Origin of the sequence: Saccharopolyspora sp. CA-218241 (genome assembly GCF_050954615.1) — a bacterium.
In the GTDB taxonomy this organism is placed as follows: domain Bacteria; phylum Actinomycetota; class Actinomycetes; order Mycobacteriales; family Pseudonocardiaceae; genus Saccharopolyspora; species Saccharopolyspora cebuensis.
This window is the reverse complement of sequence record NZ_CP191860.1, coordinates 4,559,437-4,574,667: the sequence shown is the minus strand read 5'-3', so window position 1 is coordinate 4,574,667 and position 15,231 is coordinate 4,559,437. Positions and strand designations below refer to the sequence as shown.

The window sequence follows — 15,231 nt, the reverse complement described above, 5'->3', positions numbered from 1 at the left end:
CTCTTGGCGGGTGCTCAAGCTCGCCGGTGCACGGCTACTGGAAGAACGCGACGCGCCGGTCGTCCGTTCGGCGCTCGACGCCGCCCCGGTCGCGGCCTGCATGGTCGCCTCGCGGGTCGAGGAGGTCGGGCTGCACCCGCTGCGCCTCGGCGGTGAGCTCTGGGGCTACGGCAACCGGCTGGAGGGGCTCTGCTTCTCCGGGGCCAACCTGATCCCGCTGCGCGGCGGTTCCGATGCCGTGCGGGCCTTCGCCGACCGTGCGCTGCGCCGCCGCCGGATGTGCTCCTCGCTGGTCGGCCCGGCCGACCAGGTGCTCGCCCTGTGGGACGCGCTGGCGCCGCACTGGGGTCCGCCGCGGGAGGTCCGCGCCGACCAGCCGTTGATGGTGCTGTCCGAGCGGCCGATGGTCGTCCCCGACCCGCTGGTGCGCCCGGTGCGCCCCGACGAGCTGGACCGCTACCTGCCCGCGGCGGTCGCGATGTTCACCGAGGAGGTCGGCGTCGACCCGAACGGCGAGGGTGGCGGCGCGAGCTACCGGGCCCGGGTCGCGGACCTGATCGCCTCGGGACGGGCGTTCGCCCGCTTCGAGGGCGGCGAGGTGGTCTTCAAGGCCGAGGTCGGGGCCCTGTCGCGCACCGTGGGCCAGATCCAGGGCGTGTGGGTGCACCCGGACCGGCGCAGCACCGGGCTCGGCACGGCCGGTACCGCGGCGGTCGCCGATCGGCTGGTGCGCGGGTTGGGCCGCACCGCGAGCCTGTACGTCAACGACTTCAACATCGCCGCCCGCCTCGCCTACGCCAAGATCGGCTTCCGCAGCGTCGGCTCCTTCGCCACCGTGCTGCTCTGAGCTCCGGACCCGCGGTCAGGGCAGGTAGGCGAGGGCGCCGTAACCGTTGGCGACGGGTTCGCCGGTGGTGTCGGGGCGCCACTGGTCGAGCGGGACCAGCCCGGGGTCGAGCAGTTGCCAGCCGGTGAGCATGGCCATGATCGCGTCGTGGGCACGCGGTGTGATGGGGGTCGTGGTGCTGCGGTAGACCTCGCGGCCGCCGGCGACCTGATCGGCGGTCATGGTGATCGCGCTGGCGTGGGACAACCCCAGGTAGCTGCCCGGAGCGCAGGCGCGGTGGTAGGAGGCGACGAGGCCCGCCGGGTCGTCGTCATCGGTCACGAAGTGCAGGATGGCCACGGCCAGCACCGCAACGGGGCGGGTGAAGTCCAGCAGACCGGCCACGCCGGGGGCGGACAGGACCGCCTCGGGGGAGCGGATGTCGGCCTGCGTGATGGTCACGTGCGGCTGGCCGTCCAGCAGCGACCGCGCGTGGGACACGGCGACGGGCTCGACGTCGACGTAGGCCACCCGCGCGTGCGGGTCGTGGCGGTGCGCGATCTGGTGGACGTTGCCCACGGTGGGCACACCGGAGCCCAGGTCGAGGAACTGGTCGATGCCGAGGTCGCAGAGGTGCGCGACCAGGCGGCCGAGGAAGGAGCGGTTGGCGCGGGCGAACCGGCCGATCTCCGGCGTCACCGCGAGCGCCTGTTCGGCGGCGATGCGGTCGACGGCGAAGTTCGCCGCTCCGCCGAGGAAGTAGTCGTACATCCGCGCCGCGTTCGGGCGGTCCACGTTCGGGCCGTCGAAGTCCGACCGTTCCATCGAGTCCCCTCCGGGTGCCGCGTGCGGGGTCGGCCCCCGGCGTGTGCGTCCAGACCCTAGCCAGGAGCGGCCGCGTGCTCCACCCCCGGAGAACGCGGGTACCGGTCGGCGGACCGCCGCGGCAGGTGCGGGCAGCGCGGGACGAGGTCATCCCGGCGTGTCTCCCGCTCCCGTTCCCGACCGGGATGCTCCGCCGTGCCCGGACGTCGCCCGGCTGGCGATCGAGCACCCTGGGGCGCCGGAGCGCGGACGCCGAACCGAGTTGCATCTTCCGGGGCGATCTTCGGCATACTCGCGGGGGTGTTCTCCTCGCGGATCTTCGCAAGCCTGGCTTCGCTCGCGGTCGCGCTCCCGCTGACGGCCGCCTGCTCCACCGGACCGTCGGAGCAGGACGTGGCGACGGCCTTCCTCGACGCGGTGGCGGCCGGGGACGCCGGGGCGGCGGCGCAGCGGACCGACGCCCCGCAACCGGCCCGGCAGGCCATCGACACCACGCGGCAGGCGCTGTCCCCGGAGTCGGTGCGCGCGACCGTGCGCGGCGTGACCGAGACCGAACGGGGCGCCCGCGCCGACTACGACATGTCCTGGGACCTCGGCGGCGGCCGGGTGTGGGAGTACCGGGGTTCGGTGCCGCTGACCGAGACCGACCAGGGCTGGCGGGTCCGCTGGTCGCCGTCGGCGCTGCACCCCGAGCTCGGGCCCGGGCAGACCGCGGCCCTGCGGGTGGACGAGCCCGAGCCGGCGCCCGTGCTGGACCGCGACGGCACGCCGCTGATGACCCCGGAACAGCTCATCACCGTCACCCTGCAACCGAACGAGGCCGGTGACGTCCCCGGCGTGGCGGCGGCGCTGGCCGACGCGCTCGACGACATCGAACCGGCCATCACCCAGCAGACCATCATGGACGGGGTGGGCCGCACCCAGCCCGGCGCCCCGTACGCGGTGGTGACCCTGCGGCAGGGCGACTACGAGCGGGTCCGGGACCGGATCTACGACCTGCCCGGGGTGCGGTTCCCGGCGCAGACCCGGCTGGTCACCGCCGAGCGCGGCTACGCCTCGCAGGTGCTCGGCGGGGTCCAGCGCAAGGCGCGGGAGCAGGTCGAGGCCGCCGCCGGGTGGCGGGTCGTGGCCGTCGACGGCGGCGGGGCGGATACCGCCGTGCTGCACGAGGTGGCGCCGCGCCCCGTCGAGCCCATCGGCACCACGCTCAGCGACCCGACCCAGCGGGCCGCCGAGCAGGCCGTCGACCCGGTGCCGCAGGCCGCGATGCTGGTCGCGATGCGCCCGTCCTCCGGTGAGGTGCTCGCCGTCGCGCAGAACGATCCCGCCGACCGGCAGGGCCCGGTGGCGCTGACCGGCCAGTACCCGCCCGGCTCCACGTTCAAGGCGGTGACCGCCACGGCCGCGCTGGAGTCCGGGGCGGTCGGCATCGACACGCCGGTGGCGTGCCCGGCGCGGCAGACGTTCGACGGGCGGGTCATCCCCAACGACAAGGAGTTCGAGCTCGGCACGGTGCCGCTGCGCACCGCCTTCGCCCAGTCCTGCAACACCACGTTCGCGCAGCTCGCGGTGGACCAGCCGCCGGAGGCGCTGCCGGACGCGGCGCAGCGCCTGGGCCTCGGCGTCGACTTCGACATGCCCGGCGCGATCACCATCACCGGTGACGTGCCGCCCGCCGAGTCGGTGGTGCAGCGCGCGGCGAACGGCATCGGGCAGGGCGAGGTGCTGGCCAGCCCGTTCGGCATGGCGCTGGCGACCTCGTCGATCGTCAACGGCCGGATGCCGGTGCCGACGCTGATCCGCGGCGAGGAGACCACCGCCAACGCCACCCCGCAGCCGCCGTCGCCGCAGACCCTCGACCAGGTCCGGGCCATGATGCGCGAGGTGGTGACCAGCGGAACGGCCACCGGGGTGGCCGGCTCCGGCGAGGTGTCGGGCAAGACCGGCACCGCCCAGTACGGCGACGGGACGCGCTCGCACGGCTGGTTCATCGGGTTCCGCGGCGATCTGGCGTTCGCGGTGCTGCTGACCGACGCGGGCAGCTCGGGTCCGGCGGTGGACACCGCCCGGGCGTTCCTCGGCGGGCTCTGATTCACGTCATCGAGTGATCACGGAGAGCGACGGAACTGCTATTTTGGAGTGACGGGGCGTCGTCGCGCGCGGGTGCGCCGCGACGCCTCCGGAGGAGTCCCGCCCGGGTCCGGTGACGCCCGGCGCCGGCGGCTCCCACTCGGGAGGTCCCCGCCCGGGGGATTCCCGTCCGCTGGTTCCCGTCCCCGCTGGATCCCCGTCCGCACGCCGACCGGTCCGGTCGCGCCGCCGAACAGGAGTGCTCGTGATCTACTTCGATTCCTCCGCGCTGATCAAGCTGATCGCCCCCGAGCCGGAGAGCCCGGCGCTGAGCTCGTGGGTGCGGGAACGCCTGGAGCGGCGCCGCGCCACCAGCGCGTTGGCCAAGGTCGACGTGATGCGCCGGTTCCGGGTGGACGGCCCGGCGGCCGAGGACCTCGCCGAGATCGTGCTGTCGAAGCTGGACCAGTTGCCGGTGGAGCAGGAGGTGCTCGACCAGGCTGCCGAACTGCGCTTCGGGGTCGGCCCGGTGGACGCCGTGCACCTGGCCACCGCGATGGCGGAGCCGACGCTGCACGCCTACCTGTCCTACGACCCGGTGCTGCTGGACATCGCGGGCAAGCTCGGCCTGCGGACCGCCTCCCCGGGCTTCGACGGCGTCCTGGTGTGACCGGGTGCGGCGACGGGTCACCGCGCCGAGGGTGTCGCGGCACGCGTGGTTAGAGTGGAGGACATGCCGGTACGAGCCCCGCTGAACCCAGGTGTGCAGACCCCGCGTCGCGCCGTTCCCGCCACGATCGAGCGGCCGGAGTACGTGGACCGGCCAGCTCCGCAGCGCAACACCGACCCGGACGTGCAGCCGCCCGAGGTCATCGAGGCGATGCGCGCCGCGGGACGGCTCGCCGCGCAGGCCCTCGCCGAGGCGGGCAAGGTCGTCCGGCCGGGCGCCACCACCGACGAGATCGACGCGGTGGTGCACGAGTTCTTCTGCGACCACGGCGCCTACCCGTCCACGCTGGGCTACCGGAGCTTCCCGAAGTCCTGCTGCACCTCGCTCAACGAGGTGATCTGCCACGGCATCCCGGACTCGACGGTGATCGAGGACGGCGACATCGTCAACGTCGACGTCACCGGCTATCTCGGCGGCGTGCACGGCGACACCAACGCGACGTTCCTGGCGGGCGAGGTCTCCGAGGAGGTCCGGCTGCTCGTCGAGCGGACCCACGAGGCGACGATGCGCGGCATCAGGGCGGCCAAGCCCGGTCGGCAGCTCAACGTGATCGGTCGGGTGATCGAGTCCTACGCCAAGCGGTTCGGCTACGGCGTGGTCCGCGACTTCACCGGCCACGGCATCGGCCGGTCCTTCCACAGCGGACTGGTGGTGCTGCACTACGACGAGCCGTCGGTGCAGACCATCCTCGAACCGGGCATGACCTTCACCATCGAGCCGATGATCACCCTCGGCACCCACGAGTACGACCTGTGGGACGACGGCTGGACGGTCACGACCAAGGACAAGAGCTGGACCGCCCAGTTCGAGCACACCATCCTCATCACCGAGGACGGCAACGAGATCCTCACCCAGCTCTGACCCCGGTAGGGTGACCGCCGTGCACGGTGCTGCGGGGGCACCCCAGGCGACCGCGACGGTCATCCGCTATCGCGAGGGCTGGGGGATGCTGGCCGGGGCGCTGCTGGTGTGCGGATTCGTCGGGTCGTTCGGCTACTTCCTGGTCAACCCCGATGACGCCGTCCGCGGGGGCGGCTCGTTCGTCCCGTGGTTGGTGGTCATCGTCTTCGGGCCGCTCGCGCTGCTCTTCCTGGCGTTGGCGTTGTTCTTCGTGTCGGTCCCGCAGCGGCTCCACGTCGATGAGCGGGGCCTGTGGCACCGGATGCGCAAGGACGCGAACTTCATCGCGTGGGCCGAACTGAGCGGTCTGCGCGGTCAGGAACCGCAGCCGAAGCGCAAGGACGATCCCGACTCCGAACCGGTACCGGGCGCGCTGGTGTTCGACCCGGTCGACGCCGGTTTCGCCGAGCGCCACGCCGGGCTGCTCGACCGCCGAGCTCCCGAGGGCTGCCATCGGATGCTGCTCCGACGCGGCGTGGTGCGCCGGATCGTCCGTGCCGTGTCCGACCGGCGCCCCGACTTGCTCCGCTAGCCGGTCACCCGCTCCGCGGATCCGCGCATCGCCGCGCCCCGGAACCGGGTAGCGGCGGGGCGGGCCACCCGCCCGCGCCGCCTACCGGCCGGATGCCCCGCGTTCGGCGGGGATCAGGACCGGGTCTGCTTGCGCTGCCTCCGGGCTTGCTTGCGCTGCTCCCGGTTGCGCCGCATCTGTGCCCAGAATTCCTCGTCCTCCTTTTTCTTGGCGGCCTGCTCTTCCGGGGTGCCGTTGACCCTTTCCCGGTCCTTCCGCTGTTGTTCCTGGGTTCCCGACCACCGGAGCGACCTGATGAACATGAAGATGGCGGGCACGACGACCAGGACGGCGGCCCCGATCGCGATGGCCGTCCGCGCACCGCTGGAGACGCCACCTTCCGCCAAGGTGTAGGTCCGCAGTTCCGTGTTGTGGCTGCTGCGGCTCCCGCCGTAGCCCCACACGATCTCCTTCGGCTCGCCGATGTCCTCGGGGGTGAAGAAGTTCATGTCGATTTCCGCGGTCCACGTTTCGCCGGACTCGTGGTCGCGGATCGTGGCCACGCAATTCCAGTTGATGCCGAAACCGCGCCGGGTGACGGGGCCGGTGTCTTCGCAGGAATGTGCAGTGGCCGTGCCGTTCGGGTTGTCCTTCTCCAAGGGGAAGGTGAACACGATCGTCGGCCACAGCATGAGCAGCAACGCGACGATGACGAAGCCGCCGAGCATCTTCGCCAAGCGGATGGCGAGGTTGTCCGATCTCCACAGTTCTGTTCGCATGATGGGGCCTACTTCTTCTCCTGGTCCTCGGCTGTCGAGTCCGCGCCGTCATCGAGCTTGGCGGTTTCCTTGACGACCTCGTAGGTCATCTTGGCGCGACCGCCGTCCGGACCCATGTCCAGGTGCGGGCTCCAGATCTCGCCGGAGGTGAAGGGCTTGTACTCCGCGCCGCCTGCCTTGAAGCCCGACCACGCGTCCTGGAACGCGGAAGCCCCTTCGGTCTGCGCCCCGGTGCCGACCGAATCGAGGTGGTTGCCGGACAGCGCGGGCTGCGTCCGCACGTTGACCAGGTTGCCGCTCGGCGGATTCGCCAGACCGGCGAAGAAGTCGTCGACCTTCGTCTTGAGCGACTGTCCCGCCGACCCCAACTTGTCCAGGCACGAGGACAGGCTCTTGAGCGCATCGGCGAGCTTGGTCATCCACCCCGAGATCTTGTCCGCCCACTTCAGCGCGATTCGGATCGCGTCGGCGATCAGGCCGCCCGCGGCGATGCCCGCGGTGCACGCCGCGGCGATGCCCCACTTCAGCACCGCGGAGACGATCTCGCCGATGGCGCCGGCGATGAGATCGCGGACGATCCCGCGCACGGCACCCACCACCGTGCCCGCGCCTTCCACCGCGGCCTTCATGCCGTGGCACGTTTCACCCACGGCGTCGAGGGTCTTGGCGGTCTCGGCTCCGAGAGCGCGGTAGGCGTTGCCGCTCCGACCTTCCCAGGCGGTCGTCGACTGCGCCGACTGCCCGTACCCCTGGGCGACCGACTTGAGCTCCTCGCCGATGTTCTCCCAGGTGCTGGCCATCCCGCTGATGGCATCGGGATTGCCCATCAGCGCGTCGAAGGGTTCGCGGAGGAACGAGACGTTCTCGATGAGCCAGCCGACGCCCCAGCTCGCGAGGCTGCCCAACGGGTCGGCGGCGAAGCCGACCGCATCGAGCCCGACGCCGAGCGCGCTCAGTCCGGCGGTGTCCCAATCGCCGTTCGTGAGGGCTTGCGTGGCCCCGTAGACGTTCTCCACGCCACCCGCGCCGCTGAACGGATTGGCCGCGTTCTTCGCTTCCGTCAGCGCCACCGATTCGTCGGCGGTGACGACCAGGTCACTGGTGGAAGTCACGCTCCACCTCCTCGATGATGGCGCTGCTCTCCCGGTCGGTCGCCTCGTAGTCGGCGGCGGTCTCGTCCAGAGCCTTGCGGACCGACTCCAGTGCCTTGGCGCCGGAGTCGATGGTGGACTTCGCCAGCTCGGCCTGGGCGAGGCACTGGGCCGCCAGGAACTGGCCGAAGAGACCGAAGGCGTTGCTGTCCAGGGTCGTCTGGGCGGCTCGGTGCGCGGTCTTCACCGTGTCGGCGAAGCCTTGGACCGCGCTGCTGTGCTCGGTGATCAGCGGCACGTCCGCTCGGAAGCCGCTCATCGCAGGAAGTCCTCGTCGGTGTTGTCAAAGTCCTCGGGCTCGGCGGCTTCGCGGCGGCGGACCGGCTGGTCGTCCTCGTCGCTGCCGTCACCCGCGTAGCCGTGCGGGAGGCTGTTGCGGACGAAGTCCATCGCATCGCCTTCGCCGACGAACTGCTGCATGACGTCCATCGTCCGGCCGGCCGCGTCCCGCTGGGCCTTGCGGACGCATTCCATGATCGAGGCGGCGACCTCGTTCGGCTTCGGGTGCGGGAAATCGCGGCTGAAGCTGATGTCCTCCAGCACGCCGCTGCCGTTGACCCGCACGGTGACCTGCCCGTCCCGCGAGGTGGCGGATCCGCCGATACCGCCGAGCTGCTCCTTGGCCCGGTCGGTGTCCGCCTTGAGCTGTTGGAGCTTGGTGTTGTACTGGGCGAGCCAGTCGTCGGGCTGCACGGATTCCCCCGGTGGTGTCGTGATCGGAAAGGCCCGCAGCAGGTTAGCGGCATTCGGCGGCCTGGTTGGTCCGTTTCGTCGAACGAGCCTGCGTCCGAAGCGATGCTCGCCCGCCGGTGACCTTGCTCGCCTGCTGTCCCGCTCGCGCGCGGCGTGGGGTAGGAACGGGTGGTGCACGGGTTGTTGATCGCCGGGACGACGTCGGACGCGGGCAAGAGCGTGGTCACCGCGGGCATCTGCCGCTGGTTGGCCCGGCAGGGCGCCCGGGTCGCCCCGTTCAAGGCGCAGAACATGTCGAACAACTCCGTGGTCACCCCGGACGGCGGGGAGATCGGCCGGGCGCAGGCGTTGCAGGCCGCGGCCTGCGGGCTGGAGCCGTCCGTGCGGTTCAACCCGGTGCTGCTCAAGCCGGGCAGCGACCGGCGATCGCAGGTGGTGGTGCTCGGCTCGGTCGACGGCGAGGTGACCGCGCTGTCCTACCGGGACCGCAAGGCCGCCCTGCTGGAGACCGTGGTGTCCGCGCTGGAGGGGTTGGCCGCCGAGTTCGACCACGTCATCTGCGAAGGCGCCGGCTCGCCCGCCGAGATCAACCTGCGGGGCAGCGACATCGCCAACATGGGTTTGGCGCGGGCGGTGGACCTGCCGGTGCTGGTGGTCGGCGACATCGACCGGGGCGGGGTGTTCGCCCAGCTCTACGGGACCCTGGCGCTGCTCGACGCCGCCGACCAGGCGTTGATCGGCGGCTTCTTGATCAACAAGTTCCGCGGGGACCCGGCGCTGCTGGAACCCGGCCTGGAGCAGCTCCGGGCGCTGACCGGGCGACCGGTGCACGGGGTGCTGCCGTGGGCCGAGGAGCTGTGGATCGACGCCGAGGATTCGCTGTCCTACGTCGCCGACGGCGTGATCGGCCGCCCCGCGCCGCCGGTGGGCGAGCAGTGGCTGCGGGTCGCGGTGCCGCGGCTGCCCCGGATCTCCAATGCCACCGACGTGGAGGCGCTGGCCGCCGAGCCGGGCGTGGCGGTCCGGTTCGTCACCGAGCCCTCGCGGCTGTCCGACGCCGACCTCGTCGTGCTGCCCGGCTCGAAGTCGACGGTGGCGGACCTGGCGTGGCTGCGCCGCACCGGGCTGGCCGACGCCGTGCTGGCGCACGCGCGGGCCGGGCTCCCGGTGGCCGGGATCTGCGGCGGCTTCCAGATGCTGACCACCGGCATCACCGACCACGTCGAATCGGGCGACGGCCGGGTGGACGGGCTCGGACTGCTCGATCTGGAGATCGAGTTCGCCGCGGCCAAGACGCTGGCCCGGCCGCGCGGCACCGCGTTCGGCGAACCGGTCGGCGGCTACGAGATCCACCACGGGACCGTGGTCGGCCGGGAGGAGCAGGCACCGCTGGTGGAGCTGCCGGACGGCGAGGTCGAGGGCGGTGTGCGCGGGCCGGTGCTCGGCACCCACTGGCACGGGCTGTTCGAGAACGACGCGTTCCGCCGGGAATTCCTGCGCTGGGCCGCGCGGCGGGCCGGGCGGGACGGTTTCACCCCCGCCGAAGGCACCTCGTTCGCCGCGATCCGCGCCGGTCAGCTCGACCTGCTGGGCGATCTGGTGGAGCGGCACGCCGACACCGGCGCGCTGCTGCGGCTGCTGGACGGCGGCGCGCCCGCCGGATTGCCGGTACTACCGGCCGGTACGGCCCCGGGAGCCGTCGCGGCCCGGTAGCGTCGATCCCATGGCTGCCGAGTTCACCGCCGACGAAGCGCGGGCGCGACTGGACGAGCTGCTGGACCGGGCCGAGGCGGGCGAAGAGGTCGTCATCACGCGCTTCGGCGCCCCGTCGGTGCGGTTGCAGCCGACCACCGGCCGCTCCCGGACCGGATTCGCGGCGGGCGTGTTCACCGGGGTGTGGGCGGTGCCGTTGGCGGCGGAGGCCGGGCAAGAAGCGTTCGACATGGGCACCGACTATTGATCGCCTGTTCGGGCTCGCCTTGCTGGGCGGTGCAAGCAGCGGAACCTCAGCGGCCTTCTCGCTCCGGGCGCCCTTCTTGATGTATGCCCATACACGGCATCAGGGCGTCCTCGCGAGAAGGCCGCTGAGAACCCGCGGCGGTGCAAGCTGCGAGGGCGGGGCAAAGCGGAAGCGGCTTCGCCGCTTGCCTGACTGTGGTTGCGGGTGGCGTGCGCCGTGCTGCTGCGGGTCAGCCTTCGGCGAGGAGGTCTTCGAGGAAGCCTCCTGCCTCTTCGGCGGCGCGCTTGGGGTCGCGGTCCCGGACGGCGTCGAGGAGTTCGCGGTGCGAGATGTGCTCCTCGGCGGGCAGGTCGGGGTCGAAGCAGGTGGCGACGCTGGACACGACGGCTTCCCGGATGCCCTGGTAGAGCGCGACCAGCACCGGGTTGTGGGAGGCGTCGACCAGCCGGAGGTGGAACGCGGCGTCGGCGGCGATGGCCTGGTCGGCGAGCCGGTCGCGCAGCGCGGTGGCGCGCTCGTCGAGCAGGGCGGTCAGCTCGGCGAGGTCCTGCTCGGTGCGGGCGGTGGCGGCGAGCCGGGCGGATTCGACCTCCAGCGCGCGGCGCACCTGGTGGATCTGGCGCAGCTCGTCACCGCAGAGACCGCGGACCGCGCCGGAGAGCTCGCTGGTGGCGCGGACGAAGGTGCCGTCGCCCTGGCGGACCTCCAGCAGTCCGGTGTGGGAGAGGGCGCGCACCGCCTCGCGGACCGTGTTGCGGCCGACGCCGAGGGCGGTGACCAGCTCGGCCTCGGGCGGGATCTTCTCGCCCAGCGGCCATTCGCCGGAGGACACGAGGGCGCGCATCTGGTCGATGACCTGGTCGACCAGGCCGGTTCGCTTCGCGGTGACCAAGGGCACGATTAGGTCCTCTCATCCAGACATCCCATGTTTGACATACTAGGCGCGATGTCCACCCACCTGCCGCCCGTGACCGAACAGGATGCCAGCTCCGCCGCCGCACCCGCGCAGCCGCCGCCCACCGATCGCCGCGGTGCGCTCGGCGGCGTCCTGCTGCTGATCGGGGTCGCGCTCGCCGCCGCGAACATGCGCCCCGCCGTGACCAGCCTGGCCTCCGTGCTCGGCGAGGTCCGCGATTCGCTCGGCGCGAGCACCACGTGGGCCAGCGCGGTCACCTCCGTGCCCACGCTGTGCTTCGGCGTGGCCGGGATCGCCGCGCCGCTGCTGGCCCGCCGGCTCGGCAGCGGCCGGGTGATCGCGGTGTCCCTGGCGGTGCTCACCGCGGCGATGGCGCTGCGCGTGCTCGACGGCCCGTGGACCGTGCTCGGCGGGACGGTGCTGGTCTGCGCCGCGATCGCGATGTGCAACGTGCTGGTCCCGGTGGTGGTCAAGGAGTCGTTCCCGAACCGGGTCGGGATGGCCACCTCCCTCTACACCACCGCGATGGCGGCCGGTGGCGCGCTGGGTTCGACGCTCACGCCGATGCTGAACAGCGCGACCGGCAGTTGGCGGCTGTCCCTGGGCACCTGGCTGGTGCTCGCGCTGGCGGCGCTGGTCGTGTGGGTGCCCGCGACCGTCCGTTCCGGGCGCACCGCGGCGCCCGCGGCCCCGGCCGATCCCGGCCGTTCGATGCTGCGCAGCCCGCTGGCCTGGGTGATCACCGGTTACTTCGCGATGCAGTCGCTGGTCGCCTACGTGGTGATGGGGTGGCTGCCCGAGGTGTTCAAGGGCGCCGGGATCGATGCGGGGACCGCCGGGGCGCTGCTCGGTTTCCTGCTGCTGGTGGGCGTGCCGATCAACATGGTGCTGCCGTCGCTGGTCACCCGCAGCCGCAGCCAGTCCGGCTGGGCGGCGGGTCTCGCGGTGCTGACCATCACCGGGATGCTCGGGCTCCTCCTCGCGCCGACCACCGCGCCGTGGCTGTGGGCGCTGATCATCGGAGTCGGGATGAGCGCCTTCCCGCTCGCCTTGGTGCTGCTGTCGCTGCGCACCGCCAGCGCGGCCGACACCGCGCGGCTGTCGGCGATGGCGCAGAGCGTCGGCTACCTGATCGCCTCGGTCGGCCCGTTCCTGTTCGGCGTGCTGCACGACCTCACCGGGGCCTGGTCGAGCTCGCTGCTGGTGGTGATCGCGGTCGTCGTGGTGCAGGGGATCATCGGGACCGTGGCCGGACGCCCGCGCACCGTGTGAGCCGCGCGCACCCGCCCGCACACCCAGCACGCCACCCGTTCGTGCCATGAGTGCGGGGCACCTTCAGCCGACTGTGCCGGATGAAGGTGCCCCTCACCCAGGTCTCAGTCGAGGGGGAGGTTGAGGAGGGCGTTCTCCACGAGCTCGGGCATCGCCGGGTGGATCCAGTACTGGCCCTTCGCCATCGAGCGGGCGTCGAGGCCGAAGTGCATCGCCTGGATCAGCGGCTGGATCACCGTGGGCGCCTGCGGGCCGATGATGTGCGCGCCGAGGATCAGCCCGGTGCGCGGGTCGGCCAGCAGCTTGGCGAAGCCGGTGGTGTCCTCCATCGCCCAGCCGTAGGCGATCGCGGCGTAGTCCTGCGTGCTGACGACGTGGTCGATGCCGCGCCGCCGCGCCTGCTCCTCGGTGAGCCCGACCGAGGCGATCTGCGGCGCGCTGAACACCGCGTGCGGTACGAACCGGTGGTCCGACTCGATCGGGTCGTCGGGGTGCAGCAGGTTGTGCTGGACCACGCGCATCTCGTGGTTGGCCACGTGCTTGAGCTCGAAGTGCGAGCTCACGTCGCCGAGCGCCCACACGCCGTCCACCGAGGCCCGCTGGGTGGAGTCGACCTTGACCTTGCCGTCCGCGGTGAGCTCGATGCCCCCGGCGGGCGCGTCGAGCAGGTCGGCGTTGGGCCGTCGCCCGGTCGCGACGAGCAGCGCGTCGCCGGGGACGGACTCGGCGCCGTCGGGACCGTCGAGGTGCAGCACGATCCCGTCGCCGTCGCGCTCGACGGAGGTGGCGTGCCGGTTCAGCCGCACGTCCCACTTGCGCGTGGCGATCTCGGTGAACCGCTCGGCGATGTCGGCGTCCTCGGCGCGCAGCGCCACCCCGGACCGGCCGACCAGGGTGACCTCGACGCCCAGCGACGAGAACACGTGCGCGAACTCGGCGCCGACGAACCCGGTGCCCATGATGATCATCCGGCGGGGCAGCTCGTCGAGCCGCATCACCGTGTCGCTGGTCCAGTACGGCACGTCGAGCAGCCCCGGCAGATCGGGCAGGTCGGGGCGCCCGCCCGCGGCGATGACGAACCGGTCGGCGGTGATGGTCTCCGGCCCGTCCTCGGTCTCGACGGTGAGCCGCTTGACCCCGCTGAACGTCGCGACGCCGGTGAACAGCGTCACGTTCGGGCTCTCCTCGGCGCGGTAGTGCCTGCCGCCCGCGGAGATGGTGTCGATCCGCTCGAAGATCCGGTCCCGGATCTCCCGCCAGCGCACCCCGCGCAGCTCCAGGTCCACCCCGAGCCGCTCCCCGGCGGCGGGACCGGCGGCGACGTCGGCGGTGTGCACGAACATCTTCGTCGGGATGCACCCGACGTTGAGGCAGGTCCCGCCGTAGGCGTCGTTGGGGCCGATGCCCTTGTCGACGATGGCGACGTTCCAGCCGTCGAACCGCTCGTCCAGCAACGAGTTGCCGGAGCCGGAACCGATGATGACGAGGTCGAAGTGGCGCACGGATCCATCCTGCCTCAGGTCGGGGGAGCGCGGGACCGCCCGGTCCAACCCGTCACGACCCCCGCTGATTCCCGGCGTGAGCCCGGCCACGTCCACTGTGGAAGGGGGGAGGCCGGTGCTCACACCTTCGAGCGAGCTCGGGACCGAACCCGCGACCGGGGGCGATGCCGCCGGGCATGATCGTCGGCAGCCGCACCGAGGGAAGTGGTGGACATGGCCCGCACCCGACCGGCGGGGAGCCTGCGCGACCCGGACGATCTCGGCATCCGGCTGCGCGCCGGGTACCGGGGGCTGTCCGAGGCCGAGCTCCGCACGACGGCCGTCACCTACCTGCACCAGCTCACCGCGGGCAAGGTCGTCGGCGGCCTGCACCGGCTCGGCCCGCTGCTGGACTGCCCGCCCCGCGCGCTGCACGCGGCGCTGCCGCTGCTCCAGCACCTGGAGGCGCTGGTCCACCGGGTCGACCTCGGCGCGGGGACCGGGGAGGAGGACCGGATCGCCTTCGACGGCATCGAGCACCTGCTCGACGCGCACGGCCTCGACCACCCCGGCATCCGCCGCCAGGTCGCGCTGCTCAAGGCCTACGGCAGGCAGCGGCGCCGGGTGGTGCACGAGCTCGCCGAGGTCGACGAGGAGGCGCTGCGGGTGCTCACCCACCAGCGCTGCTCGGACGTCCGGCTGCTGGTCCAGGTGCTGTGCGACGTGGTCGGGCGGGACGCCGCCGTGGCGCTGCACGCCCTCGACCCGCTGCTGGCGCTGCGCGAGATCCGCGACGACCTGCGGCCGCACGCCGCCGACCGGGCCTTCGGGCACGTCAACGTGCTGGCCGAATACCGGAGGCTGTTCGGCGAGGTCGACGGCCCGCACCGGTTGCACCGGGAGCAGCTCCGGCTCGTCGAGGAGCTGCTGGCGCGCTGGTCGCGCCTGCCCAGGAAGCGGGCCCGCGCGCTGTGGCCCGCGGTGTTCGACGCCCCGATCCCGCGGCGGTTGCGCCGGCTGCCCCGGGTGCTGCTGGTCCGGCAGGCCCGCGCCCGGCTGCTCGCCTCGGTGCCCGAGCCGGTGCTCGCGGCCCCCGTCGGAGCCCCCGGACGCTGAC

Annotated in this window: 16 protein-coding genes; 9 read left to right on the top strand and 7 right to left on the bottom strand. The window is 72.4% G+C overall.

Annotated features, from left to right (window positions below; all coding sequences use genetic code 11):
• Positions 1 to 10 precede the first annotated feature (10 nt).
• Complete coding sequence (locus tag ACQP0T_RS21750) at positions 11 to 847, top strand: GNAT family N-acetyltransferase (RefSeq protein WP_433869739.1); 837 nt, start codon at positions 11 to 13, stop codon at positions 845 to 847.
• Positions 848 to 862: 15 nt separating this feature from the next.
• Here the strand turns inward: ACQP0T_RS21750 and ACQP0T_RS21745 are convergent, their stop codons facing one another.
• Positions 863 to 1,651 (bottom strand): SAM-dependent methyltransferase, encoded by a 789-nt coding sequence (locus ACQP0T_RS21745; RefSeq protein ID WP_433869738.1) that lies wholly within the window; start codon positions 1,649 to 1,651, stop codon positions 863 to 865.
• A gap of 300 nt (positions 1,652 to 1,951) precedes the next feature.
• On the opposite strand from ACQP0T_RS21745, the gene ACQP0T_RS21740 reads away from it, so the two are divergent.
• The 4 genes from ACQP0T_RS21740 (at position 1,952) to ACQP0T_RS21725 (ending at position 5,883) form a co-directional block, all read left to right on the top strand.
• Positions 1,952 to 3,742 (top strand): penicillin-binding transpeptidase domain-containing protein, encoded by a 1,791-nt coding sequence (locus ACQP0T_RS21740; protein WP_433869737.1) that lies wholly within the window; start codon positions 1,952 to 1,954, stop codon positions 3,740 to 3,742.
• Between the two features lie 244 nt (positions 3,743 to 3,986).
• Positions 3,987 to 4,391, top strand: coding sequence for a type II toxin-antitoxin system VapC family toxin (locus ACQP0T_RS21735; protein WP_345355494.1), 405 nt, complete (start codon positions 3,987 to 3,989; stop codon positions 4,389 to 4,391).
• A 63-nt stretch (positions 4,392 to 4,454) separates the two neighbouring features.
• Positions 4,455 to 5,312, top strand: coding sequence for a type I methionyl aminopeptidase (gene map / locus ACQP0T_RS21730; protein ID WP_433869736.1), 858 nt, complete (start codon positions 4,455 to 4,457; stop codon positions 5,310 to 5,312).
• Between the two features lie 19 nt (positions 5,313 to 5,331).
• Positions 5,332 to 5,883 carry a hypothetical protein gene (locus ACQP0T_RS21725; RefSeq protein WP_433869735.1) on the top strand — a complete coding sequence of 184 codons (552 nt, stop codon included), beginning with the start codon at positions 5,332 to 5,334 and terminating at the stop codon, positions 5,881 to 5,883.
• A gap of 113 nt (positions 5,884 to 5,996) precedes the next feature.
• Here ACQP0T_RS21725 and ACQP0T_RS21720 read toward each other — a convergent pair whose 3' ends face one another.
• The 4 genes from ACQP0T_RS21720 to ACQP0T_RS21705 are packed head-to-tail and all read right to left on the bottom strand — an operon-like array spanning position 5,997 to position 8,485.
• Positions 5,997 to 6,590: a DUF6346 domain-containing protein gene (locus ACQP0T_RS21720; RefSeq protein WP_433873806.1), complete on the bottom strand. Its 594-nt coding sequence runs from the start codon at positions 6,588 to 6,590 to the stop codon at positions 5,997 to 5,999.
• A 59-nt stretch (positions 6,591 to 6,649) separates the two neighbouring features.
• The gene (locus ACQP0T_RS21715; RefSeq protein ID WP_433869734.1) at positions 6,650 to 7,753 is read right to left on the bottom strand and encodes a WXG100 family type VII secretion target; all 1,104 of its coding nucleotides are present in this window, start codon (positions 7,751 to 7,753) and stop codon (positions 6,650 to 6,652) included.
• Complete coding sequence (locus ACQP0T_RS21710; protein WP_433869733.1) at positions 7,737 to 8,051, bottom strand: type VII secretion target; 315 nt, start codon at positions 8,049 to 8,051, stop codon at positions 7,737 to 7,739. Before ACQP0T_RS21710 ends, ACQP0T_RS21715 begins: the two co-directional genes overlap by 17 nt.
• Positions 8,048 to 8,485, bottom strand: coding sequence for a YbaB/EbfC family nucleoid-associated protein (locus tag ACQP0T_RS21705; protein ID WP_433869732.1), 438 nt, complete (start codon positions 8,483 to 8,485; stop codon positions 8,048 to 8,050). The genes ACQP0T_RS21710 and ACQP0T_RS21705 overlap by 4 nt, the downstream gene beginning before the upstream one ends.
• A 171-nt stretch (positions 8,486 to 8,656) precedes the next feature.
• Here ACQP0T_RS21705 and ACQP0T_RS21700 point away from each other — a divergent pair, with 171 nt between their 5' ends.
• Entirely contained in the window at positions 8,657 to 10,198 is a 1,542-nt protein-coding gene (locus tag ACQP0T_RS21700) for a cobyric acid synthase (protein WP_433869731.1), read from the top strand.
• A 10-nt stretch (positions 10,199 to 10,208) separates the two neighbouring features.
• A complete protein-coding gene (locus ACQP0T_RS21695; RefSeq protein WP_433869730.1) occupies positions 10,209 to 10,445 on the top strand; it encodes a type II toxin-antitoxin system Phd/YefM family antitoxin in 237 nt (78 codons plus the stop codon).
• A gap of 229 nt (positions 10,446 to 10,674) precedes the next feature.
• On the opposite strand, the gene ACQP0T_RS21690 is transcribed toward ACQP0T_RS21695, so the two are convergent.
• The gene (locus tag ACQP0T_RS21690; RefSeq protein ID WP_345355483.1) at positions 10,675 to 11,343 is read right to left on the bottom strand and encodes a FadR/GntR family transcriptional regulator; all 669 of its coding nucleotides are present in this window, start codon (positions 11,341 to 11,343) and stop codon (positions 10,675 to 10,677) included.
• A 48-nt stretch (positions 11,344 to 11,391) separates the two neighbouring features.
• Here ACQP0T_RS21690 and ACQP0T_RS21685 point away from each other — a divergent pair, with 48 nt between their 5' ends.
• Complete coding sequence (locus ACQP0T_RS21685) at positions 11,392 to 12,633, top strand: CynX/NimT family MFS transporter (protein WP_433869729.1); 1,242 nt, start codon at positions 11,392 to 11,394, stop codon at positions 12,631 to 12,633.
• 104 nt (positions 12,634 to 12,737) lie between these two features.
• Here ACQP0T_RS21685 and ACQP0T_RS21680 read toward each other — a convergent pair whose 3' ends face one another.
• Positions 12,738 to 14,135, bottom strand: a complete 1,398-nt coding sequence (locus tag ACQP0T_RS21680; RefSeq protein WP_433869728.1) for a mycothione reductase — start codon at positions 14,133 to 14,135, stop codon at positions 12,738 to 12,740.
• Positions 14,136 to 14,348: 213 nt separating this feature from the next.
• Between ACQP0T_RS21680 and ACQP0T_RS21675 the strand changes: the two genes are divergently transcribed.
• The gene (locus tag ACQP0T_RS21675) at positions 14,349 to 15,230 is read left to right on the top strand and encodes a hypothetical protein (RefSeq protein WP_433869727.1); all 882 of its coding nucleotides are present in this window, start codon (positions 14,349 to 14,351) and stop codon (positions 15,228 to 15,230) included.
• Position 15,231 lies beyond the last annotated feature (1 nt).

What these genes read in the sequence shown, in the direction of transcription:
- ACQP0T_RS21685 (WP_433869729.1), top strand. Translation starts at nt 11,392, where the DNA reads ATGTCCACCCACCTGCCGCCCGTGACCGAACAGGATGCCAGCTCCGCC.
- ACQP0T_RS21675 (WP_433869727.1), top strand. Translation starts at nt 14,349, where the DNA reads ATGGCCCGCACCCGACCGGCGGGGAGCCTGCGCGACCCGGACGATCTC.
- ACQP0T_RS21695 (WP_433869730.1), top strand. Translation starts at nt 10,209, where the DNA reads ATGGCTGCCGAGTTCACCGCCGACGAAGCGCGGGCGCGACTGGACGAG.
- map (WP_433869736.1), top strand. Translation starts at nt 4,455, where the DNA reads ATGCCGGTACGAGCCCCGCTGAACCCAGGTGTGCAGACCCCGCGTCGC.
- ACQP0T_RS21720 (WP_433873806.1), bottom strand. Translation starts at nt 6,590, where the DNA reads ATGCTCGGCGGCTTCGTCATCGTCGCGTTGCTGCTCATGCTGTGGCCG.
- ACQP0T_RS21745 (WP_433869738.1), bottom strand. Translation starts at nt 1,651, where the DNA reads ATGGAACGGTCGGACTTCGACGGCCCGAACGTGGACCGCCCGAACGCG.
- ACQP0T_RS21710 (WP_433869733.1), bottom strand. Translation starts at nt 8,051, where the DNA reads ATGAGCGGCTTCCGAGCGGACGTGCCGCTGATCACCGAGCACAGCAGC.